Source organism: Halomonas sp., assembly GCF_029263665.1.
In the GTDB taxonomy this organism is placed as follows: Bacteria; Pseudomonadota; Gammaproteobacteria; order Pseudomonadales; family Halomonadaceae; genus Halomonas.
In genome coordinates this window covers 1-24,197 of the sequence record NZ_JAJUFQ010000004.1, presented here as the reverse complement: position 1 = coordinate 24,197, position 24,197 = coordinate 1, and the positions used below count along the sequence as shown (strand labels likewise).

The window sequence follows — 24,197 nt, the reverse complement described above, 5'->3', positions numbered from 1 at the left end:
TTCGTCTAGGTATTGTTTCTCAGCACAATTTTCTCTAAGTGCCATTGCTTTCTCTAAGTGCTTCGTCACTAGGCGTTCGCTCAGGCCTGCATGTCTGTCGGGCAGGCGCTTCTATTGACCAGATTGAATCTGAGGAGCGAAAAAGCAATATAACAGCAATGCCAAAGGCCAGCAATTAGCGGCACACTGAGCTAGAATGCCGCCTTCCGCCGTCGGCAGGGCAATCCCTGCTTGGCTGTTGTTTCATGTCCGGGTTGCAAAGGAAGTTGTGATCAACTGTCGGCACGTACCCATCACGGCGTTGCGCGTGTTGGTAGCCTGCTTAATTCGGCAACGTGTTCACAGATTCCAGCAAGTGACACGACGGGAACGCAGTCTGCTATATGCATTTGGCGAGGTGGTTTAATAGAACGTGGAGTATTTATCGTGGCCGAAGGCAGAGAAGTACAGTGGGTGGAAGTCACTGAAGGGCAGGTTGGCCAGCGTGTCGATAATTTCCTGATGGCCCGATTGAAAGGTGTGCCGCGTTCATTGGTGTATCGCATCGTGCGTAAAGGTGAGGTGCGGGTCAACAAGAAACGGGTCAAGGCCGAGTACCGCTTGCAGCTAGGTGATGTGGTGCGTGTTCCTCCTCTCAGGCTTGCACCTCGGGAAGCCGTGCGTGAAGTCAGTGACAACCTGCGTAATCTGCTGGCTGGCAGCGTATTGCTCGAAGGTCCCGACTGGCTGGTGATGAACAAGCCTTCAGGTCTTGCCGTACACGGCGGCAGTGGAGTCAAGATCGGCCTGATCGAGGCATTGCGGCAGGTGCGGGAAGATCTCGACTTCCTTGAATTGGTACACCGTCTCGATCGGGATACCTCCGGTTGCTTGCTGTTGGCCAAGTCCCGTCCTGCGCTGCTGACACTTAATACGGCTCTCAAGCGCCATGAGATGACTAAGCAATACCTTGCTTTGGTAACTGGCAGGTGGCCAGCACGACGGGACTTTGTCAGTGCTCGCTTGGATCGCTATGACGCAGGGAATGGAGAGCGCCGGGTGCGGGTCGATGCTGCCGGCAAGGTGGCGCGTACTCGCTTTGCCGTGCGCGAAGCTTTTGCTGGAGCCACGTTGGTCGAGGCTGAGCCCATTACTGGACGAACCCATCAGATACGTGTCCATGCTGCCCATGCGGGGCATGCGCTATTGGGAGATGACAAGTACGGCACCAGAGAAGGCGAAAAACTGGCGCGTGAGCTAGGGCTGGATCGCTTGTTCCTGCACGCAGCGGCCTTGACGTTTCCTGAGCCTTCCAGCGGAAAGCCGGTCAGGATTCGTGCCCCCCTGGAACCTGCCATGGAAGCAGTGCTTGAAAAGGCTCGGAGCCGCTGACTCCGGTGTCATTGGCCCGGCTGGGCGAGGGGGGCTGGTCGGTCGTAGGATATAAGTCCATAAAAAAAGATCATTTCTCTCATGCTTATGGGCTTTGAGACAGTATGCCGCCTTCAATGGTGGAGACTCAGTAGGTCATGGTAAAGGCTTATCTCTGGAAAATGCGTGGCAACGAAGCCGCGCATCGGCGCCGATGCTGGCGCGATATGTTGTGGTCGTGGTTTGGTGCTTTTGCGGGTATGGCCGGAGTCGGCTGGTTGATTGACGAGTGGCTGATTACCCATACATTGCTGATGATTGGCTCATTCGGGGCGACTTCCGTCCTGCTCTATGCTGCACCGGAAAGCCCTCTGGCCCAGCCGCGCAATGTGCTCGGTGGGAATATGCTTTCGGCGCTGGTAGGGGTGCTTAGTTGGCAGTGGCTAGGGGATACCTGGTTGGCTGCGGCGATGGCGGTATCGACATCCATTCTGGTCATGCAGTTGACGCATACCTTGCATCCGCCGGGAGGTGCGACGGCATTGATTGCGGTGATAGGTGCCAGTGAAGTGCATGATCTGGGGTGGACATATGCATTGATGCCGGTAGGTGTTGGTTGTGCATTACTGCTGCTTGTCGCTGTGCTGGTCAATAATCTGGCTCGTCATCGTCGTTATCCGATGCACTGGTGGTAAGCCTCATTATATTCAGAGGGTTCTGGTCACTAGTATGGTCCTTTCTGACTTGTGGCAGAAGGGCTGATAGGTAACTCTACTCTGCCAGGTTTGCGCATGCAGCAGGTGCGGTAATGACGCTGCTGTAATGGTGGCGCAGTAATGACGACCTAGCAATGACGACATGGCAATGACAGAGAAGAGGCGTCCTATCGTGCGTATGATCAGTGAGAAGGAGCAGTTCCCCGGGCACAGTGGCAATATGCTGGCGGCGCGTTTTGACCGTCCTGCTGCGGGCAAGCCGCAGGCAGTCGCAGTTTTTGCCCACTGCTTTACCTGCAGCAAGGATATTCTGGCAGCTCGACGCATATCCGAGCGCCTGGTGGAACGGGGCGTGGCAGTGCTGCGCTTCGACTTTACCGGCCTGGGACACTCGCAGGGTGAGTTTGCCAACACGGATTTCACTTCCAATGTCGATGACCTGACGGCTGCCGCTGCTTTTCTTGAGCAGCGTGGTCAGGCTCCTGCATTGTTGATTGGACACTCGCTCGGTGGTGCAGCGGTGATTGCAGCAGCCACTCGTCTTCCCTCTGTCAAGGCGGTGGCGACCATTGGGGCGCCATACGATCCAGCACATGTACTGCATAACTTTGATTCGAGCATTGATGCCATTGAGCATCAGGGAGAGGCCCAGCTCACCTTGGCCGGGCGGCCGTTCACCATCCGTCGCAGCTTTCTTGAGGATGTAAGAGGGCAGCAGCAACGTCAGCGCATTGCAACCTTGGGACGAGCGCTCCTGATTCTGCATGCCCCCCGAGATGAGGTGGTAGGTATCGATAATGCGACTGACATATTTACGGCTGCTCGCCATCCGCGCAGTTTTGTCTCGCTGGATGATGCCGATCATTTATTGACTCGGGCTGAAGATGCCGAGTACGCCGCAAAGGTGATTGCCAGTTGGTCATCGCGCTATCTGGGGCTTGTGGCTCCGACACCTCCACCTGAAGCTCCGGAAGGGATCACTCGCATCCATGAGGCGGACCCTGACGGCTTTCTCCAGGACATTGTTTCAGGTGTTCACTATTTGCGAGCCGACGAACCCGAGTCGTTCGGTGGTACGAACCTTGGACTTACCCCCTACCAGCTATTGGCCGCTGCCCTTGGGGCCTGCACGTCGATGACGGTGCGTAGCTATGCTCGGCGCAAGAAATTCCCGCTTGTCGATGTGGCTGTCGATGTCTCCCATGGACGAGTGCATGCCGAGGATTGCCAGGATTGCTCCAATCATGATGCCAAGCAGATCGATCGCTTCGAGCGTGTCCTGTACCTGACAGGAGATCTCAGCGCTGAGCAGCGTGATGCACTTCTGTCCATTGCCGATCGCTGCCCGGTTCATCGGACGCTGGAGGCAAACGCCCAGGTAGTGACTCGACTTGGTGACTAGCGCTCGTCCTGCCCTTATGGGCTGTGCCGCATAATTGGTAATGCACAATGCAGTGCTACAGCTAGTGCTACAGCTGTAGTGACGCAGTTTCTAGTGGCGCAGTTGTGGTGGCATGGCTGAGGCCTGCAGTGGCAGAATGAGCGGCTTCCCATCCATCCATGGTGTCAGGGGGACTGTGTATTGCCATATGATCTGATCATCTTCGACTGGGACGGAACCCTGATGGACTCCATCGGCCGTATTGTGGGCAGCATGCAGGTAGCAGCCCGCGAAGCGGAATGGGGAGAGCTTGAGGTGGAGGCGATACGCAATATCATCGGTTTGGGGTTGCCCGAAGCAATCGAGACTCTGTGTCCCGGGATTGGAGCCGAGCAGGCTGATCACCTCAAGACCCGTTATGCCTATCATTTCGTTCAGGGCGATACCACGCCCATGACCTTTTATCCCGGCGTCATGGCCGGAATTGACCGCCTAGCTGCAAGGCCGGGCACGCGTTTGGCCGTAGCTACGGGCAAGAGCCGGAGAGGGCTTGATCGGGCGTTCCGTGAAACCGGTACTGGCCATATCTTTGCAGCCAGCCGTACGGCCGATGAAACGCGCTCCAAACCTCATCCTCAAATGCTGCAGGAGTTGTTGGCAGAACTTGGTGTCGGCGTTGAGCGTGCTGTGATGATCGGTGATACCGAATATGACATGGAAATGGCTCGGGCCTTGAACATGGATCGCATTGCTGTCACCTACGGAGTGCATGCTCGTGATCGGCTTGAAGCCAGTCATCCCCGGCAAGTCGTCGATGGCTTTCCCGAGCTGATCGACTATTTGCTGGGAAATTGAAGGTGCAAAGGATGAGAGGGTGATATGAGCGACAAGAAGGATCGTGATCCCTGGACAGAAGGTGAGGGCGTTGCGGCTAGCGGTGACTCCTCTCAAGTGCCTGCTGGCGACGATGCTGCGGCGCTGCGCGAGCGACAGCGCTTGGCTCAGGTGGAGATGATGGATCGCTGGATTGGTGGTGTTCTCGCTGAGCAGCGCCGTACGCGGCGTTGGAAGCTGTTTTTTCGCTTCTCCTTTCTATTGCTCTTCTTGACTCTGGTGGCATTGGTGGCCTGGGCTGTGCTGAGGGTGCCAATGGAAACTCCTGCAAAAGAGGAACACCTGGGGGTGGTCCGGGTCGATGGGGTCATCTCACAGGAGTCTCCAGCCAATGCTGATCGGATCATCGAAGGTATCCGGGCTGCGTGGGATGCCGAGAACAGCGTGGCCCTGGTCGTGGATATCGATAGTCCCGGTGGCAGTCCGGTCCAGTCCCAGCGTATCTACGATGAGCTTATGCGCCTGCGTGACTCCGGGGACAAGCCGATCATCGCCGTGATTGAGGATATCGGTGCCAGTGGTGCTTATTATATTGCGTCCGCCGCTGATGAGATCGTGGCTGCACCCGCCAGCCTGGTGGGGTCGATTGGCGTCATCTATTCAGGCTTTGGACTGGAAGGTGCCATCGAGCGCCTTGGGGTCGAGCGGCGAGTGTTTACTGCCGGCGAGAACAAGGCTTTTCTCGATCCGTTCACCACGATCAAGCCTGAGCAGCGGGAGTTCTGGCAGAGTGTGCTGGAAACCACCCATCGCCAGTTCATCAATGATGTCAAGGCAGGGCGCGGAGACCGCCTGGGCGATGATCCGCGCTTGTTCAGCGGGTTGGTGTGGACAGGTGAGCAGGCCATCGATGAAGGGTTGGTCGATCGCCTGGGGACAATTGAAGGTGTGCTGCGCGAGCGGTTGGGTGATGATGATCCCCAGCTCAAGGACTACACTCCGGCGCAGGATCCTTTTGAGCGCCTGAGTCGTCGCTTCAGCGATGTGGCTGCCGAATGGCTGGGTGTGCCGCAGGCAAGTTCACCGCTACGCTATCAGTTGCCTTGAGTCCTGGTCGGCCAATCCCCTGTCAACTTGAATGAGCTGAGAGAAGTGGGTCGAGACCGGCTTCTCTCAGCCATTGACACAGGCGTATCAGGGGCAAGCCGATAAGGGTGTTTGGGTCATCTCCTTCCAGGCGTTCAAACAGCGTGATGCCCAGGCCTTCCAGGCGGAAGCTGCCTGCGCTGTCCAGAGGCTTTTCCCGAGCTACGTAAGTGGCGATTTCGGCCTCGCTGAGCATGCGAAACACGACATCGTAGCGTTCATGGCTGACACGGTGGCTTGAGCGAGTGGTGTCGATCAGGGCCAGCCCCGTCAGGAAGCTGACGCGATGTCCTGAAAAGGCGCTCAGGTTGGCGCGGGCGCGCTCTTCGGTGTGAGGTTTGCCGAGAATCTGGTCATCGAATACCGCTACCTGGTCCGAGCCGATGATCAGATGGTCGGGGTAGCGATCAGTCAGTCGTTCCGCCTTGGCAAGTGCCAGACGATGCACCAATGCGGCGGGAGACTCTCCTTGTAGAGGTGTTTCGTCGATGTCAGGGCTATCCCAGGTGAAGGGCAGGCCAAGGCGCGACAGCAGGTCTCGACGCCAAGGGGAGCTGGAGGCCAGAACCAGAGCGGGCATGCATATCTCCTGATGCAAATGGGGGGTATAGAACTTTCAAGATACCAATGAATTCTAACCTGTTGGTTATATGGCTTTGACAGAGACTTACCGAGTGCCTATCATTGCGCGCCTATGTTGACCTCACGATTGCCCGGCCGGGTCGAGCCATACAAGCTCGCCGCCCATGCCGAACACCTTGATGGCCTAGTGGCATTGGCCGATATGAGTCGTCTGACCGAAGAGGCAGGGACTCAACAGGGCGACGCCAGCGTTTGGCTGGAGTTCGCCATCGACGCTCAGGGGCGTCGGGTGATCCGGGGGCGCCTGGAGGCCGAATTGCAGCTGCCTTGTCGTCGCTGTCTCGAGCCTATGGCCCAACATGTTGCGAGCGACTTCCAGCTCGGGCTCGTTTCCAGTGATGACATGGCCGCCAATCTACCAGCTACCTATGAACCGGTACTGGTGGAGAACGAACAGCTGAACCTGCTGGGCGTGATCGAAGATGAATTGATTCTTTGCTTGCCCCAGGTGGTTTACCACGACGAGTCAGAGTGCCCTGTCTCGCGAGAACAGCTGAGCAGCGGGGTGGAAACCGAAGTCTCGGAAGCGCCCTCTGGCAATCCCTTCGAAGTGCTCAAGCACCTCAAGGGCAACACCGATACCTGATCGATTTTTTTGTGGAGTGATTCCTCATGGCAGTTCAACAGAATCGTAAAACCCGTTCCAAGCGTGGTATGCGTCGCAGTCACGATGCGCTGAGCGCACCGACTTTGTCCCAGGACAAGGAAACCGGTACGACTCATCTGCGTCACCACGTTTCTCCGGATGGCTTCTATCGCGGTCGTAAGGTCGTCGACGCCTAAGGCGACGACGTACCTGATATCGCCTGGCCGCTGAGATGCGGATTGCCGTTGATGCCATGGGCGGGGACAAAGGTCCCCATAGTGCTGTGGCAGGCGCGGCCAGCGCGATGATAGAAGACCCCAGTCTCGAGATTCAGTTGTTCGGCCCTGTTCGTGCTCTGGAAGACGAGATTTCACGCCTGCCGCGGCCCCTGGCTGCGGCGGCGTCGCGTCTGGACCTGAGAGATGCGCCGCAAGTGATCTCTCAGGACATGCGTGCGTCTCAGGCGTTGCGTCATGGGCAGGCATCCAGTATGGCAAGAATGCTGGAATGCGTGGCTTCTCGTGGTGCGCAGGTCGGCGTCAGTTCGGGAAATACTGGAGCCTTGATGGCGCTGTCCCGACGGGCTCTGGGGATGGTGGCTGGTGTGCCTCGTCCTGCCATCAGTACGGCTATTCCCACCCGTAATGAGGGGCGTTGCTACCTGCTTGATCTGGGTGCCAATGTCGATGTCAGTGGTGACCGTCTCGTTGATTTTGCCCTGATGGGCGACATCATGGCGCGCCATGTAGATGGCATCACTGCGCCGCGCATTGCGTTGCTCAATGTGGGAGTGGAGTCGACCAAAGGGGCGGCCAGCGTACTTAAAGCCGATGCCGAACTTCGGCGGATTTCCGGCCTCAATTATCAAGGCTTCATTGAAGGCGATGGGATTTTCGCCGGTGAGGTCGATGTGGTGGTCTGCGATGGCTTTGTCGGTAATGCCGTGCTCAAGGCCAGCGAAGGGTTGGCGAGGATGCTGGTGCGGCGTGTCCAGGCCACCTTTGAAGCGCATTGGGGCAGCCGCCTGGTAGGTGTGCTTGCTCGCCCTGCGCTGAAGCGTTTGAAGAGCGAGCTGGATCCAGTTCGCTACAATGGCGCCAGCCTGCTTGGGCTGGCGGGTATCGTTATCAAAAGTCACGGCAGCTGTGATGCCGCTGGCTTCCACTATGCCCTCAAGCGGGCAGTACAGGAAGTTCGCCGTGATTTGCCGAGCCGGCTGGAAGCTGAGCTCGTCAATCGCCGTCCGCTGCCGCCCTCCTCAGAGGAAGGTGGCTCGTCCCATGGTCGGGCAGTGGCACGGTGACCAACAAGAGCATAGGTGATCGACATGACACAACCGCTTGCCCTCATCTTTCCTGGACAGGGCTCTCAGCAGATCGGCATGTTGCGCGAGCTGGCTGAGCGCTACAGCGTGGTGAGAACCACTTTCGAGGAAGCGGCAGACGCCCTTGGCTACGATCTATGGAAAGTGGTTCAGGAAGGCCCCGTGGAGCAGCTCAATGCAACTGCCTGCACGCAGCCGGCCCTGTTGGCTTCCAGTGTTGCCATTGCGCGGGTCTGGCAAGAAATGGAAGGCCCGCGTCCTGGCGCCATGGCCGGTCACAGTCTGGGGGAATACAGCGCCATGGTGTGTGCCGGCGTACTGTCCTTCGCTGATGGTGTGCGCCTGGTGCGCTTGCGTGGCGAAGCCATGCAGGAAGCCGTGCCGGAGGGTGAGGGTGCCATGGCAGCCATTCTTGGTCTTGAGGATGCCGCGGTGGAAGAGGCCTGTGCCAAGGCTGCCAACGGCGACGTGGTTGCTGCAGTCAACTACAATGCTCCGGGGCAGGTGGTTATTGCTGGTGCCAAGGCGGCGGTAGAGCGCGCGATTGCTGCCTGCCAGGAAGCAGGTGCCAAGCGTGCCATGCCATTGCCGGTCTCTGTGCCATCTCACTGCGCTCTCATGCGTCCAGCGGCGGAGCGTTTATCAGAGGCCCTTGACGCCATTGAACTGCGTGCCCCACGTTATAGCGTGGTGCAGAATGTTGATGCGCAAGCGCATGCTGATATCGGTACTTTGCGGACGCGCTTGGTGGAGCAACTGTATCAGCCGGTTCGCTGGGTCTCTTGTGTAGAGGCCATGGTGAATAGTGGTGCTGAGGTATTCATCGAGTGCGGTCCTGGCAAGGTCCTGACCGGCCTCAACAAGCGCATTGCCAAGGGTAGTCGTGGGCTGGCGGTCAATGATCCGGACAGCTTGATCGCTGCGCTGGAACTGGCTCGCGAGACCCTGTGATCTGATGCCCGGTCACTGGTGCCAAGGGTGATCGGGTCGTATATGACGAATCAACGGAAGTGATCATGACAACCGAGCGTAGAGTCGCCCTTGTAACAGGGGCCAGTCGTGGCATTGGCCGCGCCATCGCACATGAGCTGGGCCGTCAGGGCCGTATCGTGATCGGTACTGCTACCTCCGAGGCTGGTGCCGAACGCATTGATGCCGACCTCAAGGCGAATGGCATCGAAGGTGCCGGTCGCTGCCTGAACGTGACCGATCAGGCTGGCGTTGATGCCTTGATCAAGGCCATCAGCGATGAGTTTGGCGCACCGACCATTCTCGTCAATAATGCTGGCATCACTCGCGACAACCTCTTGATGCGCATGAAAGAAGATGAATGGGATGGTGTGATGGATACCAATCTCAAGTCTGTCTATCGAGTCAGCAAGGCATGCCTGCGTGGCATGACCAAGGCTCGTTGGGGGCGTATCGTTTCCATCAGTTCTGTGGTGGCAACCATGGGCAATCTTGGCCAGACCAACTATGCTGCGGCGAAAGCGGGCATGGAAGGTTTTTCCCGAGCTCTGGCTCGTGAAGTGGCTTCCCGGGCAATCACTGTCAATTCAGTAGCTCCAGGTTTCATCGCTACGGATATGACAGAAGCATTGTCCGAAGAACAGCAAGCGATGCTCAAGGGGCAGGTGCCTCTGGCTCGTTTGGGACAGCCCGAAGAAATCGCAGCAGCGGTGGGCTTCCTGACATCGGAGTCGGCCGGTTATATCACCGGAGAAACTCTGCATGTCAATGGCGGCATGAATATGCGCTGATCGCACGCATTGCGTGTGTTGCGTCGACCCCGAGGGGGCTATAAACTACCCCGCAGTTTATTTGCGGATTTAATCGGCTGATCATCAGAACGGCTAACGTGAACGACTGGAGTATGTCTAAATGAGCACCATCGAAGAGCGCGTGAAGAAAGTTGTGGCTGAGCGCCTGAACGTCAAGGAAGAAGATATTCAGAACACATCTTCCTTCACCGAGGACCTGGGCGCTGATTCCCTGGATACCGTCGAGCTGGTGATGGCGCTGGAAGAGGAATTCGATACTGAGATTCCTGACGAAGAAGCCGAGAAGATCACCACCGTTCAGGAAGCTATCGACTACGTCAACGCCAACCAGTAAGACTGTACAGCATTGTTCTGATGCGATGGCGCGGAACATGCTTGTAAGTCTGTTGGTCGCGATCGAAACTGCTTGCTGTCGCTATTGCTGAGGCAGCCAAGACGGTCGAGACAGTTGCGGGAGCCTGCCTCCCGGAAAGCCGCCCCAGAGGGGCGGCTTTTGCATATCAGGTGCGCTTGGTGGAAGTATCTCCTGATGGTGGCGATAGATGGTGTCCAGAGGGGGAGCGCTGTGGCGTCAGTCTCGGTATAATGCGCGCAAAGCGGTGGTTGCCTGGAAGCGCGCCGTGAATATATTGGTTGTCTGGAGGAATGCTGATGTCTCGCAGAAGGGTAGTGGTGACCGGAGTTGGTTTGGTCACGCCGGTGGGTAACACCGTCAAGGAAAGCTGGGAAAGCATCCTGGCTGGCAAGAGCGGTGTAGCGCCTATCGAGCACTTCGATGTCAGCGGCTTCAATACGCGCTTCGGCGGCTCGGTCAAGAATTTCGATATCAGCCCGTATCTGAATCCCAAGGATGCGCGCAAGATGGATCTGTTCATTCAATACGGTGTGGCCGCTGGCGCGCAGGCGATTGCCGATGCCGGTATTGAATGCAGCGATGAGAATGCCGACCGAATTGGTGTTGCCATCGGCTCCGGTATCGGTGGGTTACCGATGATTGAGCAAAACCACAATGCGCTGCTCAAGAGCGGAGCTCGTCGTATCTCGCCATTCTTCGTGCCAGGCTCCATCATCAACATGATCTCGGGGAACCTGGCGATCCAGCATGGTTTCCGTGGCCCCAACATTGCCATCACCACCGCGTGTACCACTGGTACTCATAACATTGGCTACAGTGCCCGTACCATTGCCTACGGCGATGCCGATGTGATGGTCTGTGGTGGTGCAGAAATGGCCACTACGCCATTGGGCCTGGGAGGTTTCTCTGCGGCACGGGCACTGTCCACGCGTAACGATGATCCGGCTGCTGCTAGCCGCCCGTGGGATCGTGACCGCGATGGTTTCGTGCTGTCCGATGGTGCGGGAGTTCTGGTCCTGGAAGATTACGAGCATGCCAAGGCGCGTGGTGCCAACATCTATGCCGAAGTGGTTGGCTTTGGCATGAGTGATGATGCCTATCACATGACATCTCCGCCCGAAGATGGTCGTGGTGCTGCTGCCTCCATGGCCAATGCCATCAAGGATGCCAAGCTTGATCCATCCGAGATCGATTATATCAATGCCCATGGTACTTCTACGCAGGCTGGCGACCTGGCCGAGAGCCGTGCAGTCGAGAAGGTCATGGGGGCCGCAGCATCCAAGGTCGCGGTCAGCTCGACCAAGTCCATGATCGGCCATCTGCTGGGCGCGGCTGGCGCTGTCGAAGCCGTATTCAGCATCCTGGCCATTCGTGACCAAGTGTTGCCGCCGACCATCAACCTGGATAATCCCCAGGAAGGGTGTGTGCTGGATTATGTGCCGAATACCGCGCGCGAAGCCAAGGTCGACATTACCCTGTCGAATTCGTTCGGCTTTGGTGGTACCAATGGCACCCTGATATTCAAGCGTGTCTGATGGTTGTGGCATCAGTGCCGTCTCTGCCTTTTGATGACCGAGGCCTGGCGTATGGCGATGGTCTGTTCGAGACGGTGCTGGTGCGTGATGGCAATGCAGTGTTATGGGAACAGCATCTGAATCGCTTGATGCATGGCTGTAAAGTGCTCGATATCCCTGCGCCTTCCCGTGATCAGCTTGATGCCATCCTGTCTCGGCTTGGCGATGGGTTGCAGGTACTCAAGCTGATCTATACCCGGGGCAGTGGCGGTAGAGGTTACGCGCCGCCCGCGGAAGCGGCCCCTCGCCTGTACTGGCAGGCGACACCATTCTCCCCCCAACAGGCGCGCTGGAAACAAGGCGTGCGGATCAGGTTGTGTCACATGAACCTGGCGCGTCAGCCGAGGCTGGCTGGCATCAAGCATATGGCCCGCCTTGAAAACGTGCTGGCCCGCAATGAGTGGCGTGATCCTGATATTGCCGAGGGTCTGGTTACTGATGGTCATGCACGGGTGGTGGAGGCCACGGCGATGAACCTGTTCTGGTCGTCGTCATCGCAGTCCATGCCTTGTACGCCGTCGCTGGAACACTGCGGTGTCCTTGGTACCTTGCGCCAGGTCATGCTGGATGCGGGTGAGCTAATGATTGACGAACTTGACGTGGAAGAGCTGTCAGGTTGTGAGGCACTTTGGGTGGGTAATAGCGTCCAAGGTCTATGGCCGGTGGCACGACTGGATGACGCTGAGGGTCGGATATTGAGTGAATGGCCAATCACGGCGACTCACCGGCATCTGCAGAGACTGGCTCATGACCACCTTGGCTATCCAGCTATTTGATCGGTAAAAGATCTTGTTGATCTGTAAAAGTCCTGGCTTGTATGAGGCCGTCTTGCAGCGGTTCCTTGCAAAGGACCTCTGAACGAAGGACCTGAGGAAATATCATGCGCACAGTGCTCAAGGCTCTGGTGGTGTTGGTCGTTCTAGCGTTATTCGCCGCTTATACGGGATATCGTTTTTGGCAGGTCAAGCTCGAAGCCCCTATCGCCGTTGATGAGCAGATCATTTATGAAGTCCCTCAGGGGGCTGGCTTCAACCGGGTGATAGCAGAACTCGAGTCCCGTGGAATTCTTTCCGATAGCTGGGCATTCAAGCTGCTGGCCCGCATTGAGCCCCAACGAGTCCACTCCCTGAAGCCGGGAGAGTACATGCTGCAGCCAGAAATGAGTGGGCTGGATGTGTTGGATAAGCTCAACAGCGGTGATGTCGTCACCTACAAAGTGACCATTCCCGAGGGCTGGAGCTTCAAGCAGATGCGCGCTGTGCTGGATGATGCGGAAAAACTTTCCCACGATACAGCCGACATGTCTGATGAAGACTTGATGGCAGAGCTGGGGTATGAAGATGAGCATCCAGAAGGCCGCTTTTTCCCCGATACATATACCTACCACAAGGGTGTCAGCGACGAGCAGATTCTGAGTCAGTCCTTGCGCCGCATGGACAGGCTGCTTGACGATGCGTGGGCGAAGCGTGACGAGGGGCTTCCCTACGAGACGCCCTACGAGGCCCTGATCATGGCCTCGCTGATCGAGAAGGAGACCGGTGCCCCCCAGGAGCGTCGCGAAATTGCGGGTGTGTTCGTACGTCGTCTTGAACGTGGCATGCGTCTGCAGACGGATCCTACGGTGATCTATGGCATGGGCGACCGTTATGACGGCAATATCACGCGTGCCGATCTGCGCAAGAAAACACCCTATAACACCTATGTCATCGAGGGGTTACCTCCGACTCCCATCGCTCTGCCTGGAAAGGCTTCGCTGGAAGCGGCGATGCATCCTGCCGAGGGAGAGACACTGTATTTTGTTGCCAAAGGTGACGGGACTGGAACGCACCATTTTTCTCGCACATTGCGCGAGCATAATGAGGCTGTGCGACGCTATATTCTCAAGCGCTAGAGCAGTTATCCTGAAGCAGTGCTGCCTGGACGGCGTTGCGATATCTCGATGGTGGAACAGGAGTCACTATGCATGACAACTCACGGCCCGAGCCGTCAGGCCGGGGCCGTTTCATTACCCTTGAAGGAGGGGAAGGGGTAGGAAAGTCCACCAATCTATCCTTCGTGGTCAATTATCTGGCTCAGCATGGCATTGAGGTCGTCCAGACTCGAGAGCCGGGCGGTACACCGCGTGCCGAGGCCATTCGCGAGCAGTTGCTTGCCCATGACAATGAGCCGCTGGATGATGATGCCGAGTTACTGCTGGTCTTTGCTGCTCGTGCTCAGCACCTTGCCCAGAAAATTCGTCCAGCTCTGGCGCGTGGTGCCTGGGTAGTGTGCGATCGTTTCACTGATGCCACCTTCGCCTATCAAGGGGGAGGACGAGGCATAGATCAGGAGCGTATTGCCAGCCTGGAGCACCTGGTGCAGCGTGGTTTGACCCCGGACCTGACCTTGTTGCTGGACATGCCGTTGGAAGCCGCCGAGGCGCGCCTGGCTTCGCGACTCGAGTCTCAGGGCGGGAGCAAGGATCGTTTCGAGCAGGAGAAACGTGACTTCTTTGAGCGTGTGAGAACCCGTTACTTGTCGCGAGCCACTGCCGAGCCCGAGCGTATCGTCGTGGTCGATGCCCGGAATGACTTGGCCAGTGTGCAGTCGCGTATCAGTGAAATCCTCAAGCAGCGGATCGAGCAATGGCGCTGAGCGACAGTCCTGTCGAAAGCAACGATAATCAATTGCGCCCCTTGCCCTGGCTGATGTCACGTTGGCATGAGCTAGTGCGACTGATGGATTCGGGACGCTTGCCCCACGCGCTGTTGATTTCCGGTGAGCGGGGCATTGGTAAGCAGACACTGGCCGATGCGCTGATTGCCCGTGCATTGTGTGCCAGTCCTGGCGAAGTAGCCTGTGGCCAATGCCATAGTTGCCACATGCTGAAGGCGGGCTATCATCCGGACCTGTTGCGGGTTGCGCCGGAAGAAGGCAAGCGCATGATCCGCATTGATCCTATCCGTCAGGTCAATACCTTTGTCTCTCAGACTGCACAGCAAGGTGGCTATCGCGTCATTGAAATCAAGCCTGCCGAGGCCATGAATGTGGCGGCATCCAACGCCTTGCTGAAGAGTCTGGAGGAACCAGGTGTCGCGACACTGTTTGTGTTGCTGTCTGACATGCCTTCTCAATTGTTGCCGACCATCCGTTCGCGCTGCCAGCAGTGGAACCTGGCCGTGCCGGCCATGGAGGATTGCTTGCCATGGCTGGCGGAGCGCCTGGGAGGAGAAGACGAAGCACGCTTCTGGCTGCGTGCCGCTGCAGGTCAACCTCTGACGGCCCTGGTCATGGCTGAACCCCAGGCCCGGGCATTGCGCCAGCAACTGCACGAAACCTTCGATGCGCTGGTACGGGGTTCCGAGCCTGTGGCTGAAGCGGCTCGGCTCGATCGTCAGGCCATCGACAGCATCCTGTGGTATGGCATTGACTGGCTTGAAGATCTGATTCGTTTTGGTCTGTCTGGAGAGTCGCAGCAATTGCGCAATCCAGATCTGATGCCGCTGTTTCGTCAGGCAGTCAAGAATGCCCGAGTGCGTGACTGGTTCCGTCTGCTTGATTATGCCCGTGAGCAGAGGCGTCTGTTGAGTGCTGGAGCAAACCCCAATCCGCAACTCGTCCTCGAAGCCTGGCTGGTACGCTGGGCAGCCCTATTAAGATCATGACAAGCTGCTGCAGGATGATTGATTGAGCCAGCTTCTGGTGCCGGTGCTTGAGAAGCAGCACAGCCTAAAGCCAAACCAGCACAGACTGCGAATGTAGAGCGTGAAAGCGTGTTTCGAGAGAGAGCTTCGAAAGAGAGTTTCAATGAATATCGAGAATCCGAGTGTTGAAATCCCATTCGTCGATTCCCACTGCCATCTGGATCGGCTGTCGGCCGACACTCATGGTGGCGACCTGTCTGTCGCTCTGGATGTGGCGCGTGCCCGTGGGGTCAGGCAATTTCTTGCTGTCAGTGTGAGCCTGGATGGTGTTCCGGGCCTGGCCCGCATTCGTGACCAGCATGCTGATGTCGTGATCTCTGCAGGCGTGCACCCTCTGCAGGAGCTCGAGGATGAGCCCTCTGTCGAGGACATCGTGATGTGTGCCAAGGAGCATGAGGCCGTGGCCATTGGTGAATGTGGTCTCGATTACCATTACGACAGTGTGCCTCGTGATGTTCAGCGTGAGCGCTTCATTTGCCATCTCAAGGCTTCAACTGAGCTAGGTTTGCCCGTTATTGTGCATACTCGGGCGGCCAAGGAAGAAACCCTGGCGCTGATTCGTGAGCATGGCGATCCCGCGGTAGGTGGAGTATTGCACTGCTTCACTGAAGATCTCGACATGGCACGGGAGGCCGTGCGTCTGGGCTTCTACATCTCCTTGGCGGGTATCGTCACATTCCGCAATGCAGAATCACTGAGGGAAGTGGCTCGTCGGGTTCCCTTGGATCGCATGCTGATCGAGACCGACAGCCCCTACCTGGCCCCTGTACCATACCGTGGCAAGCCGAATGAGCCGGCATGGGTGGTCGAGGTGGCCGAGTGCATCGCCAGGGAGCGCAACATCAGTGTGGAAGAGGTGGCGCTGCAGACGACGGCCAACTTCCACCGGTTGTTCCGTGCTGCGGCCCCTCAAGTTGATGACGAAGTGCGTCAGGCGCTGATGGATGCAGGGTTTGTCAACTAGTTGCCAGGGCTGATGCCCGTGGTGTGCCAGGTACCTGCAAGAACACATGCCCTGGAGCGGCCATTCTCAGGAGCAGCAAGCATGCATCTTGATAGAATTCTTTCTGGTGTATCGCCTCTGGCCGATCGACCTCCAGTGGAACACTGGAACCCTCGGTTTTCAGGGGACATGGATCTGGTCATCCAGCATGATGGGTGCTGGGTTCATGAAGGTACGCCCATGGTCCGCCATGAACTGGTGCAATTGTTTGCCCGTATCCTGCGACGTGAAGACGATGGCGACTATTACCTGGTGACGCCGGTGGAGAAGTGGCGCATCCAGGTCGAGGATTGCGCCTTCATTGTCGTGTCTGCCGAGTTCAAGGGAGATGCAGGTGAGCCTGATCTTGATGAGCCTGACCTTGATGAGAAAAGCAGCGCAGGACAGCAAAGGCCAGTTGGCACCTGGTGGTTGACCACCAATGTCGGCGAGCGCATCGCGCTTGGTCGCGAGCATCACCTGATCCTGTCCCGGACACCATCTGGTGACAGTGTGCCCGAGGTCAATCTGCGTCTGGGCTTGGCAGCTCGACTGGGGCGTAATGTGTTCTACCAACTGGTAGAACAGGGTCAGCAGCAAGGTGATAGTTTCGGGATACATAGTGCGGGCATCTGGCAGCCACTGGGATACCTGGACGACATTGCCCCCGGTGAAGAGGACGGCAGTGAGGGTAATGCATGAAGTTGACCGCTGAGCAGCATGCCGTTGTCATGCACGGGAGCGGTCATGCCCGAGTTGCTGCAGTAGCCGGAGCCGGCAAAACCACGACACTGGTGGCCCGTGTGCTGCAACTGCTGGAGCAGGGAGTCTCTTCCCGCCGCATCATGGTGTTGATGTTCAATCGCAGTGCCCGCGAGGATTTTCAGCGGCGACTTTCCCTTATGGCTCCTGCTGGCGCCGAGCTTCCCGATGTACGCACCTTCCACTCTTTAGGTCATCGACTGAGCCAAAGCCTGACCCGTTGGGGCGCACTGGAAGCGCGTCAGTTGCTGACAGCTGACTGGCAACTGGAGCGTCTATTGCGCCAGGCAACCATCGAAACCCTGACTGGGCAGGAGGATGATCGGGATAGCGCCCTGGAGAGCGATCGTCTGGAAGAACTGGCCCATTTCTGTAGCCTGGTCAAAGCGGAAGTGGAAGACCCCGCGTTGCTCTACGAGCGCCTGGCGCTGGGGGAGGGAACCGACCATTTCGTCGAGGCCTACCACCGGGTTGAAGCGCTGATGGCCGACCATCGGGTGATGACCTATTCCGATCTGCTTTATCGGCCACTCAAAGCCCTGGAGTCTGATAGTGGATTGTGTCGCCGGGTCCAGGGGTTTCTTGACCACGTCATTATCGACGAATACCAGGATATCAACGCTGTCCAGCAACGCTTGCTTGCGGTGCTGACGGGCTCCGAAACCGGTTGTACCGCGTCAGTAATGGCAGTTGGCGATGCCAATCAGTGCATCTATGAATGGCGGGGTGCTCACCCTGATGCCATGCTCGATACCTTCACCCGGATTTTCGGGAAGGGACGTGACTACCCACTGTCCACGACTTTCCGCTATGGGCACGCATTGGCCCTGGCCTCCAACCATGCCATTTCGGCCAACCGACGCCGGGCGAGTCAGTTATGCGTGGCAGCCGAAAGCAATCCCGATACTCAGGTAATGCTCAAGCGCGGCAATAGTGCTCTTCTCGAAACCTTGGCCGACTGGCAGCAGGAAGGGCGAAGGCTGGATGAGGTCTGTTTGCTGGTGCGCAGTTGGACGCTGTCGGTGCCCATGCAATTGGCACTGCTGCGGGAGGGCATACCTTTCCGCATGGCCAGGGAGGATCGTTTCGTGTTCCGCCTTCCTCTTGTCGAAGCGTTGGCGGGATATCTGTCATTGGCATTGGAGCCAGCAGGATTGCGTGATCCCGCCCATTTGTTGCTGGTGTTTTCCCAACCGACCTGCTTCGTGCCGCGCGAGATCCTGGCGGCATTGACACTGCACCTGGCGGAAGTGCAGCGCTGGCCGGCATCCAATGACCCACTGCTGAATCGCCTCAAGCCCCATCAGAAACGCACGCTGAAGAAGCGTTGGGCACTGCTTTGCGAGCTGCCCAAGTTGGCTCGTTTGCGCCCGGACGCCTTGCTCCAGCACGTGGTGAATGAAGTCGAGGCTGAAAAGGTGCTCAAGCGTGCGGCTGTGCGACGGGACAAGGGGGAAGAGGATATTCGCCTGCTTGATGTGCTGATCGAGCAGGCGAGGGAAGTGGGGGACCTGGCGGCGTTCATCGAACAGCTTCGGCGTCCGGTGGAAAGCAGTGATGATGGTGTGTTGATCAGCACCGTGCACGGTGCCAAGGGCCTGGAGTGGCCGCTTGTGGTGGTCGGGGCCGTGAATGAAGAGGACTTTCCGCATTACAGTCGTGACAACCCTCTGGATGCAGAACGCCTGGAGCAGGAGCGGCGCCTTTACTATGTCGCCATCACTCGAGCCATAGAGCGGCTGGTCGTCATGCATGACCTTGGCGAACACCGCCCCAGTCGTTTCCTGGCGGAAACCGCGGTCACCGATGCGATGAATGTGGCCAGGGCCCTGGCGCCGTCTGCTTCCTCCTGCGAGGCATTGAAAGTCACTCGCCCCCAATTGGTGGAACGCTATCTGGCTGCCATTGGTCGTGAGCTGGCCGTCGAGGCTTTACCTGGACAACACTCGAATGGCATGCAGCCTCCCGAGGTGGATTTCAGTGTTGGCGAACGGGTACGTCATGGCGTATTCGGGGAGGGGGAAGTCAGCGTTGTTGAAGGGGATCCCGCCAATCCAGTGATCGAAGTGCTGTTCGACCATGCTGGCAAGCGGCGCCTTATTGCCCGACGTGCGCCGATCGAACGCCTGGCGCTGTAGTTTGTTTTTGGCTTTCATCCAGGCCTGGTTCATGTCCTGGCCTGGCCTGTTTCCGCTTTGGGCTTGGCCCTTGTTCTGGCTAGTCATATGCTGAGTTAGTGCATACTCTGAGGCAGCGCTCGAAATTGCGTCTCGTGATAATCAGGAGTTTCCATGTCATTCCCGCTGATTCAAGCTGCCGAGCTGCGTGATGCCTTGGCCAGTGCTCATCCTCCTCTGGTGCTGGATTGTCGTTTCCGCTTGACGGACCCTGGCGAAGGGCACGCGCTATGGCGTCAAGGTCATATTCCTGGCAGTCATTACCTGAGCCTGGATGAGGATCTTTCCGCAAAGGAAGGAGGTGGTCGCCATCCCTTGCCGAGCAAGATGGCCTTTTCTGCCACGTTGCGTCGCCTGGGGCTGAGCCCGGAGCGTCCTGTCGTGGTGCTTGACGACATGGGGGGGCAGCTGGCTGCTGCCCGGGCATGGTGGATGCTGGCACATTGGGCCGGGCATCCGGCGGTACGCCTTCTCGATGGCGGCCTGGCAGCATGGACGGCCAGTGGAGGAGAGCTGCAAAGCGGGGATGCCCCCCAACCAGAACCATCTGCTTGGCAACCACGGTTCAATGATGCGGGTCTGATTGCCTTGGGTGATGTAGCACAAAGTACCGCGCTCAAGGTGGATGCGCGTGCCGGTGAGCGTTTCCGTGGCGAGGTGGAGCCTCTGGACCCCCGCCCGGGCCACATTCCCGGTGCTGTTAATCGCCCTTGCTCGGAGAACCTTGTGGATGGTTGCTTCAAGGAACCGGCTCAGCTGGACCGGGAGTTGCCTGTTGCCGATGAAGTGATCGCCTACTGCGGCTCAGGCGTCACAGCCTGCCATAACCTGCTCGCTTATGAGGTGGCGGGGCGTCCACTTCCGCGCTTGTATGTCGGCTCATGGAGCGAGTGGTGCAGTGATCCTGCAAGGCCTGCTGAGTTGGGTTAGCCAGGCCGCTCCTGAGCGCTTTCAACTCTAGAGATACTTCAGTTCCAGAGTTGCTTCAGTTCTAGAGTTGCTTGATGCGGTTGGCGGCCGGAGAAACTGATCCCTGGCCGCCATGTCATGCAGGCGCTGTCACTGCTGGTCATGAATGTTCCGGTTTTGCGGCTTGTCGCTCGGGCTCATGCTGGACGCGGGCCAATAACATAGCATTGGCCGTATTGCCCATCACGTTTAGTGCAGTACGAAAACCATCCGTGAAACGGTCAACGCCTGCCACGACGGCGACACCTTCCAATGGCAGTCCTGCCGCAGAAAGTACCGTGCTCATTGCCACCAGGCCCGCACCGGGAACACCCGCGGTCGAGAATGATACCAGGAGTCCTGTGGCGAAGATGGTGATCACCAGCGGGAGCGTGACATCAACGCCGAACAGTTGAGCGACAAACAGGGCATTGAACCCCTGCAACACGGCAGCCCCGTCGCGCTTCAATGCGGTACCGAACGGCAGGGCGAAGGCGCTCAGCTGATGAGGCGCACCATAAGCTGCAGCATTTTTCAGCGCGATGGGCAGGGCCGCATTGGAGCTTGCCGTGCCTAGCGCAAAGCTGAGTGATTCGCTGAAGTGTCTCAGATAAGCACCGGGGCGAGCGCCTGCCAGGGCCAGTACGGCCAGGTAGAATAGTGCCATGCCGCCAAGTGCCAGCAGCAGGCCGAAGACATAGAGACCGAGCTTGATCAATAGCTCCAGTCCTTGGCTGGCAACCACTGATGCAATCAAGGCAAAGACACCGATCGGCGCTAGCTTCAGCACCATCGACAATATCTTGAGCGTGATGTGGTAACCACTCTCCAGCGTCTTGATGAAGGCCTGACTCTGCTCGGGGAGCTGGCGTGCAGCGATCCCCACAAGAGCCGCCGCGATAATGATCTGCAGCAAGTTGGCGTCCGCCAGGGCCTCAAAAGGGTTTCTGGGAACCAGCCCGACCAGCCATTGGCTCAGCGGTACTGGCTCCTTGGCCTCGATACTGACTTGGCCCACATCGCCGAGACCCAGGCCAGGTGTCAGCCACGCTGCCACAGCCATGCCGATGGCGAGTGCCACCGCACTGGTGATGATATACAGCACCAGCAGCTTGCCGGCATAGTGCGTCACATGTTCATCGCGCTCTACCTGAGTGAAGCTCAGCACCAGAGCACAAAACACCATCGGCACCACAATGAATTGCAGCAGGCGCAGGAATACTTGGCCGGCAGGGGCGAGGATATGGTGATCGACCAGTGGCACCCATTGTGGCACCAGCAGGTTGATGGCGCCTCCAGCTGCGACACCCAGTATCAACGCCAGCAGTATTTGGCGGGTGTGGGTCATGAAGCCTCCGAGAGCTGAGCAAAGGAAACGGCCCTGACTCACCATGGGCAGTTCCGATGATGCAGGGCAAAACAGTATCTGGCCTGAGGTAGTATCTATCCAGGAATAGGTGGCGAAGAAACCGGTGTCAGGGTAGCGGGTAGTTCGCGGGCATACTATCGGGGTTGAAGTGGAATAACTCAAGTGTCATTTTATGCTTTATGGTTATGAAAGCTTTGCTAGATCGCACGTAGAGCCGAAATAATACGGGTCAGACTGAAAGCCTGACCCGCACAATAGCCACATGGATTGCCTACATGTTGGGCTAGCTCTTACATATTGGGATAATTGGGGCCACCTCCGCCTTCCGGGGCAACCCAGGTGATGTTCTGTGCCGGGTCCTTGATGTCGCAGGTCTTGCAGTGGACACAGTTCTGGAAGTTGATCTGGAACTTGGGTTGTCCCTGATCATCCTCGACCACCTCGTAGACGCCCGCTGGGCAGTATCGCTGGGCAGGCTCGGCGTATTTGGGTAGATTGTCGCGGATCGGAATCTCGGCATTGGCCAGGCGCAGATGGCATGGCTGATCTTCTTCGTGATTGGTATTCGACAGAAACACGGAAGAAGCCTTGTCGAAGGAGATCTTGCCGTCGGGCTTGGGATACTCGATCTTCTCACACTCCGATGCCGGCTTGAGCGTCGCGAAGTCCGGCTGAGTGTCATGCACGGTAGGCAGTTTCCCGCCAAGCAATTGATCAAGGAAGTTGTATGCGCCACCGCCGACGGTGCCATACTTGTGAATCGCCGGACCAAAGCTGGCACTTTCCTGAAGCTCCTTGCAGGCCCAGCTGGCTTCCCACCGGGTAGTAAAGTCGGTCAGTTCCTGGCCGCCTTCATCGCCAGCCTTGATGGCCTCGAAAACGCTCTCTGCCGCGACCAGGCCAGACTTCATCGCAGTATGGATGCCCTTGATCTTGGCGAAGTTCAGGGTGCCGGCATCACAGCCGATCAGCAGACCTCCGGGGAAAGTCATCTTCGGTAGGCTATTGATGCCGCCCTTGACTACGGCGCGTGCGCCATAGGCCACACGCTTACCATCCTCCAGGTGCTGTTTGAGGACAGGATGGTGCTTCATGCGCTGGAATTCATCGAAGGGCGACAGCCAGGGGTTCTGATAGGCCAGATCCATGATCAGGCCAACGACAACCTGTTGATTCTCCGCGTGATACAGGAACCAGCCGCCATGCGTATGCTTGTCCAACGGCCAGCCGGAGCCATGCAAGATCAGGCCGGGCTCATGCTTGTCAGCAGGGACATCCCATAGCTCCTTGAGGCCAATGCCATAGTGCTGAGGGTCCTTGCCGGCATCGAGTCCGTAGTGCTTGATCAGACGCTTGCCCAGATGGCCACGAGCACCCTCGGCGAACAGCGTGTACTTGGCTCGCAGTTCCATGCCAGGCATATGGCTGTCCTTGGGCTGGCCGTCGGCGCCTACGCCCATGTCACCAATCAGAATACCGCGCACCACGTCATCCTCGATGATGACTTCCTGGGCAGCGAAACCGGGAAAGACCTCGACACCCAGGCTTTCGGCCTGTTCTGCCAGCCAGCGACACAAGTTACCAGCACTGATCACGTAGCGGGTGATATCGCCGCCTGTGTTGTGCATGCTCTTGGGCACCAGAGCATTGGGCAGTTTCTGGGCCTTTTCGGCATCCTTGAGCAGATAGAGTTCGTCACGAACCGCTGGAGTGGTCAGGGGGGCGCCACGCGCTTCCCAATCGGGGAAAAGCTCGAACAAGGCGCGGGGCTCAAGGATGGCACCTGACAGAATATGAGCGCCTACCTCCGAGCCTTTTTCCACGACACATACGGTCAGTTCCTGCTCAGCTTCGTTGGCTTGCTGCATCAATCGGCAAGCCGCCGCCAGGCCGGAAGGGCCGGCTCCAACGATAACGACATCGAATTCCATAGTGTCGCGTTCTATTTGTTCTGTCATTGAATGCTGTCCTCCTCGCAGGGGCTAGTCAGGACGCTGATTGGTCGGTCCTTACCACCAACGTCGAGTAATTTAAAACGGTCGTTTGCTTCTACATGTGACCCATGATAGGCATAATACCGTTGCCTAGCCATCCTTTCGATGGCTGTTTGATGCCAGGCGCCTCTGAAAGTAATGATCAGGAGTTTTGTTCAGAATCCATCGAGCAGCGGCCCATTGAGCACGGCCCTGGTGGAAGGGGGCTGATGAGAGGTCTTGAGAAAGGCGGCCTGCTGAAGGCAGCCTTGATGATGGACAGAAAGGATTGTTGCCAGAGGCCAGGCTGTGGCAAATTGAAAGTGCTTCTACGATGCCTATCAAACGCTTGACTTAATGCGTCTAGTGGCATGACAAAAAGTTATATATCGGTAAGTCACATCGGTTACAAGAACCCCGGTTCCACCGGTGAACCAAGCGAGGACACTATGAAAGTACTCGTCGCGGTCAAACGCGTCATCGATTACAACGTCAAGATCCGGGTCAAGCCGGATCATTCCGACGTCGATCTCACCAACGTCAAGATGGCCATGAACCCCTTCTGTGAGATCGCCGTGGAAGAAGCGGTTCGCCTCAAGGAAAAAGGCGTGGCC

Annotated in this window: 23 protein-coding genes and 1 pseudogene; 21 read left to right on the top strand and 3 right to left on the bottom strand. The window is 57.7% G+C overall.

Annotated elements, in window-relative coordinates:
* The first annotated feature begins 426 nt into the window (after positions 1-426).
* The 5 genes from Q1K07_RS04920 (at position 427) to sppA (ending at position 5,388) form a co-directional block, all read left to right on the top strand.
* Positions 427-1,371 carry an RluA family pseudouridine synthase gene (locus Q1K07_RS04920; RefSeq protein ID WP_300308746.1) on the top strand — a complete coding sequence of 315 codons (945 nt, stop codon included), beginning with the start codon at positions 427-429 and terminating at the stop codon, positions 1,369-1,371.
* 137 nt (positions 1,372-1,508) lie between these two features.
* Positions 1,509-2,045 carry an HPP family protein gene (locus tag Q1K07_RS04915; protein WP_300308743.1) on the top strand — a complete coding sequence of 179 codons (537 nt, stop codon included), beginning with the start codon at positions 1,509-1,511 and terminating at the stop codon, positions 2,043-2,045.
* Positions 2,046-2,214: 169 nt separating this feature from the next.
* On the top strand, positions 2,215-3,468 hold the full coding sequence (locus Q1K07_RS04910; RefSeq protein WP_300308740.1) for a bifunctional alpha/beta hydrolase/OsmC family protein: 1,254 nt from the start codon (positions 2,215-2,217) through the stop codon (positions 3,466-3,468).
* Between the two features lie 180 nt (positions 3,469-3,648).
* On the top strand, positions 3,649-4,302 hold the full coding sequence (locus tag Q1K07_RS04905; protein ID WP_300308737.1) for an HAD-IA family hydrolase: 654 nt from the start codon (positions 3,649-3,651) through the stop codon (positions 4,300-4,302).
* A gap of 24 nt (positions 4,303-4,326) precedes the next feature.
* Positions 4,327-5,388 (top strand): signal peptide peptidase SppA, encoded by a 1,062-nt coding sequence (gene sppA, locus Q1K07_RS04900; protein ID WP_300308733.1) that lies wholly within the window; start codon positions 4,327-4,329, stop codon positions 5,386-5,388.
* A gap of 22 nt (positions 5,389-5,410) precedes the next feature.
* Here the strand turns inward: sppA and Q1K07_RS04895 are convergent, their stop codons facing one another.
* Positions 5,411-6,007 carry a nucleoside triphosphate pyrophosphatase gene (locus tag Q1K07_RS04895; RefSeq protein WP_300308730.1) on the bottom strand — a complete coding sequence of 199 codons (597 nt, stop codon included), beginning with the start codon at positions 6,005-6,007 and terminating at the stop codon, positions 5,411-5,413.
* A gap of 114 nt (positions 6,008-6,121) precedes the next feature.
* Between Q1K07_RS04895 and Q1K07_RS04890 the strand changes: the two genes are divergently transcribed.
* The 15 genes from Q1K07_RS04890 (at position 6,122) to Q1K07_RS04820 (ending at position 20,223) form a co-directional block, all read left to right on the top strand.
* Positions 6,122-6,655 carry a YceD family protein gene (locus Q1K07_RS04890; RefSeq protein ID WP_300308727.1) on the top strand — a complete coding sequence of 178 codons (534 nt, stop codon included), beginning with the start codon at positions 6,122-6,124 and terminating at the stop codon, positions 6,653-6,655.
* Positions 6,656-6,681: 26 nt separating this feature from the next.
* Positions 6,682-6,852, top strand: a complete 171-nt coding sequence (rpmF, locus tag Q1K07_RS04885; RefSeq protein WP_021820795.1) for a 50S ribosomal protein L32 — start codon at positions 6,682-6,684, stop codon at positions 6,850-6,852.
* Positions 6,853-6,887: 35 nt separating this feature from the next.
* On the top strand, positions 6,888-7,958 hold the full coding sequence (plsX, locus tag Q1K07_RS04880; protein ID WP_300308719.1) for a phosphate acyltransferase PlsX: 1,071 nt from the start codon (positions 6,888-6,890) through the stop codon (positions 7,956-7,958).
* A 24-nt stretch (positions 7,959-7,982) separates the two neighbouring features.
* Complete coding sequence (gene fabD / locus Q1K07_RS04875; RefSeq protein WP_300308716.1) at positions 7,983-8,930, top strand: ACP S-malonyltransferase; 948 nt, start codon at positions 7,983-7,985, stop codon at positions 8,928-8,930.
* Between the two features lie 65 nt (positions 8,931-8,995).
* The gene (fabG, locus tag Q1K07_RS04870; protein ID WP_300308713.1) at positions 8,996-9,739 is read left to right on the top strand and encodes a 3-oxoacyl-ACP reductase FabG; all 744 of its coding nucleotides are present in this window, start codon (positions 8,996-8,998) and stop codon (positions 9,737-9,739) included.
* A 121-nt stretch (positions 9,740-9,860) separates the two neighbouring features.
* Positions 9,861-10,094: an acyl carrier protein gene (gene acpP / locus Q1K07_RS04865; protein ID WP_136255400.1), complete on the top strand. Its 234-nt coding sequence runs from the start codon at positions 9,861-9,863 to the stop codon at positions 10,092-10,094.
* Between the two features lie 317 nt (positions 10,095-10,411).
* Positions 10,412-11,650, top strand: coding sequence for a beta-ketoacyl-ACP synthase II (gene fabF / locus Q1K07_RS04860; protein WP_300308706.1), 1,239 nt, complete (start codon positions 10,412-10,414; stop codon positions 11,648-11,650).
* The gene (gene pabC / locus Q1K07_RS04855) at positions 11,650-12,465 is read left to right on the top strand and encodes an aminodeoxychorismate lyase (protein WP_300308703.1); all 816 of its coding nucleotides are present in this window, start codon (positions 11,650-11,652) and stop codon (positions 12,463-12,465) included. Before fabF ends, pabC begins: the two co-directional genes overlap by 1 nt.
* A gap of 104 nt (positions 12,466-12,569) precedes the next feature.
* Positions 12,570-13,580, top strand: coding sequence for an endolytic transglycosylase MltG (gene mltG, locus Q1K07_RS04850; protein ID WP_300308700.1), 1,011 nt, complete (start codon positions 12,570-12,572; stop codon positions 13,578-13,580).
* A 68-nt stretch (positions 13,581-13,648) separates the two neighbouring features.
* On the top strand, positions 13,649-14,323 hold the full coding sequence (gene tmk, locus Q1K07_RS04845; RefSeq protein WP_300308697.1) for a dTMP kinase: 675 nt from the start codon (positions 13,649-13,651) through the stop codon (positions 14,321-14,323).
* A complete protein-coding gene (locus tag Q1K07_RS04840; protein ID WP_300308694.1) occupies positions 14,314-15,333 on the top strand; it encodes a DNA polymerase III subunit delta' in 1,020 nt (339 codons plus the stop codon). The genes tmk and Q1K07_RS04840 overlap by 10 nt, the downstream gene beginning before the upstream one ends.
* A 142-nt stretch (positions 15,334-15,475) precedes the next feature.
* Entirely contained in the window at positions 15,476-16,336 is an 861-nt protein-coding gene (locus Q1K07_RS04835; RefSeq protein WP_300308691.1) for a TatD family hydrolase, read from the top strand.
* An 81-nt stretch (positions 16,337-16,417) separates the two neighbouring features.
* Entirely contained in the window at positions 16,418-17,056 is a 639-nt protein-coding gene (locus tag Q1K07_RS04830; RefSeq protein ID WP_300308688.1) for a DUF1285 domain-containing protein, read from the top strand.
* Positions 17,053-19,254 carry an ATP-dependent helicase gene (locus Q1K07_RS04825; RefSeq protein ID WP_300308685.1) on the top strand — a complete coding sequence of 734 codons (2,202 nt, stop codon included), beginning with the start codon at positions 17,053-17,055 and terminating at the stop codon, positions 19,252-19,254. Before Q1K07_RS04830 ends, Q1K07_RS04825 begins: the two co-directional genes overlap by 4 nt.
* A gap of 153 nt (positions 19,255-19,407) precedes the next feature.
* Positions 19,408-20,223 carry a sulfurtransferase gene (locus tag Q1K07_RS04820; RefSeq protein ID WP_300308683.1) on the top strand — a complete coding sequence of 272 codons (816 nt, stop codon included), beginning with the start codon at positions 19,408-19,410 and terminating at the stop codon, positions 20,221-20,223.
* 139 nt (positions 20,224-20,362) lie between these two features.
* Here Q1K07_RS04820 and Q1K07_RS04815 read toward each other — a convergent pair whose 3' ends face one another.
* Both Q1K07_RS04815 and Q1K07_RS04810 read right to left on the bottom strand, forming a co-directional pair.
* Positions 20,363-21,589, bottom strand: a complete 1,227-nt coding sequence (locus Q1K07_RS04815) for a dicarboxylate/amino acid:cation symporter (protein WP_300308680.1) — start codon at positions 21,587-21,589, stop codon at positions 20,363-20,365.
* A 311-nt stretch (positions 21,590-21,900) separates the two neighbouring features.
* Complete coding sequence (locus Q1K07_RS04810; RefSeq protein ID WP_300308677.1) at positions 21,901-23,568, bottom strand: electron transfer flavoprotein-ubiquinone oxidoreductase; 1,668 nt, start codon at positions 23,566-23,568, stop codon at positions 21,901-21,903.
* 464 nt (positions 23,569-24,032) lie between these two features.
* Here Q1K07_RS04810 and Q1K07_RS04805 point away from each other — a divergent pair.
* Positions 24,033-24,197: pseudogene (locus tag Q1K07_RS04805) on the top strand (electron transfer flavoprotein subunit beta/FixA family protein); the annotation flags it as partial.

Excerpts from the sequence above, each read along its gene's own strand:
- Q1K07_RS04820 (WP_300308683.1), top strand. The coding sequence starts at position 19,408 with ATGTCATTCCCGCTGATTCAAGCTGCCGAGCTGCGTGATGCCTTGGCC.
- Q1K07_RS04825 (WP_300308685.1), top strand. The coding sequence starts at position 17,053 with ATGAAGTTGACCGCTGAGCAGCATGCCGTTGTCATGCACGGGAGCGGT.
- sppA (WP_300308733.1), top strand. The coding sequence starts at position 4,327 with ATGAGCGACAAGAAGGATCGTGATCCCTGGACAGAAGGTGAGGGCGTT.
- Q1K07_RS04835 (WP_300308691.1), top strand. The coding sequence starts at position 15,476 with ATGAATATCGAGAATCCGAGTGTTGAAATCCCATTCGTCGATTCCCAC.
- Q1K07_RS04810 (WP_300308677.1), bottom strand. The coding sequence starts at position 23,568 with ATGACAGAACAAATAGAACGCGACACTATGGAATTCGATGTCGTTATC.
- plsX (WP_300308719.1), top strand. The coding sequence starts at position 6,888 with ATGCGGATTGCCGTTGATGCCATGGGCGGGGACAAAGGTCCCCATAGT.
- Q1K07_RS04910 (WP_300308740.1), top strand. The coding sequence starts at position 2,215 with ATGACAGAGAAGAGGCGTCCTATCGTGCGTATGATCAGTGAGAAGGAG.
- Q1K07_RS04815 (WP_300308680.1), bottom strand. The coding sequence starts at position 21,589 with ATGACCCACACCCGCCAAATACTGCTGGCGTTGATACTGGGTGTCGCA.
- fabG (WP_300308713.1), top strand. The coding sequence starts at position 8,996 with ATGACAACCGAGCGTAGAGTCGCCCTTGTAACAGGGGCCAGTCGTGGC.
- fabF (WP_300308706.1), top strand. The coding sequence starts at position 10,412 with ATGTCTCGCAGAAGGGTAGTGGTGACCGGAGTTGGTTTGGTCACGCCG.
- Q1K07_RS04840 (WP_300308694.1), top strand. The coding sequence starts at position 14,314 with ATGGCGCTGAGCGACAGTCCTGTCGAAAGCAACGATAATCAATTGCGC.
- Q1K07_RS04915 (WP_300308743.1), top strand. The coding sequence starts at position 1,509 with ATGGTAAAGGCTTATCTCTGGAAAATGCGTGGCAACGAAGCCGCGCAT.
- Q1K07_RS04890 (WP_300308727.1), top strand. The coding sequence starts at position 6,122 with ATGTTGACCTCACGATTGCCCGGCCGGGTCGAGCCATACAAGCTCGCC.
- acpP (WP_136255400.1), top strand. The coding sequence starts at position 9,861 with ATGAGCACCATCGAAGAGCGCGTGAAGAAAGTTGTGGCTGAGCGCCTG.
- tmk (WP_300308697.1), top strand. The coding sequence starts at position 13,649 with ATGCATGACAACTCACGGCCCGAGCCGTCAGGCCGGGGCCGTTTCATT.
- mltG (WP_300308700.1), top strand. The coding sequence starts at position 12,570 with ATGCGCACAGTGCTCAAGGCTCTGGTGGTGTTGGTCGTTCTAGCGTTA.
- fabD (WP_300308716.1), top strand. The coding sequence starts at position 7,983 with ATGACACAACCGCTTGCCCTCATCTTTCCTGGACAGGGCTCTCAGCAG.
- rpmF (WP_021820795.1), top strand. The coding sequence starts at position 6,682 with ATGGCAGTTCAACAGAATCGTAAAACCCGTTCCAAGCGTGGTATGCGT.
- Q1K07_RS04895 (WP_300308730.1), bottom strand. The coding sequence starts at position 6,007 with ATGCCCGCTCTGGTTCTGGCCTCCAGCTCCCCTTGGCGTCGAGACCTG.
- Q1K07_RS04830 (WP_300308688.1), top strand. The coding sequence starts at position 16,418 with ATGCATCTTGATAGAATTCTTTCTGGTGTATCGCCTCTGGCCGATCGA.
- pabC (WP_300308703.1), top strand. The coding sequence starts at position 11,650 with ATGGTTGTGGCATCAGTGCCGTCTCTGCCTTTTGATGACCGAGGCCTG.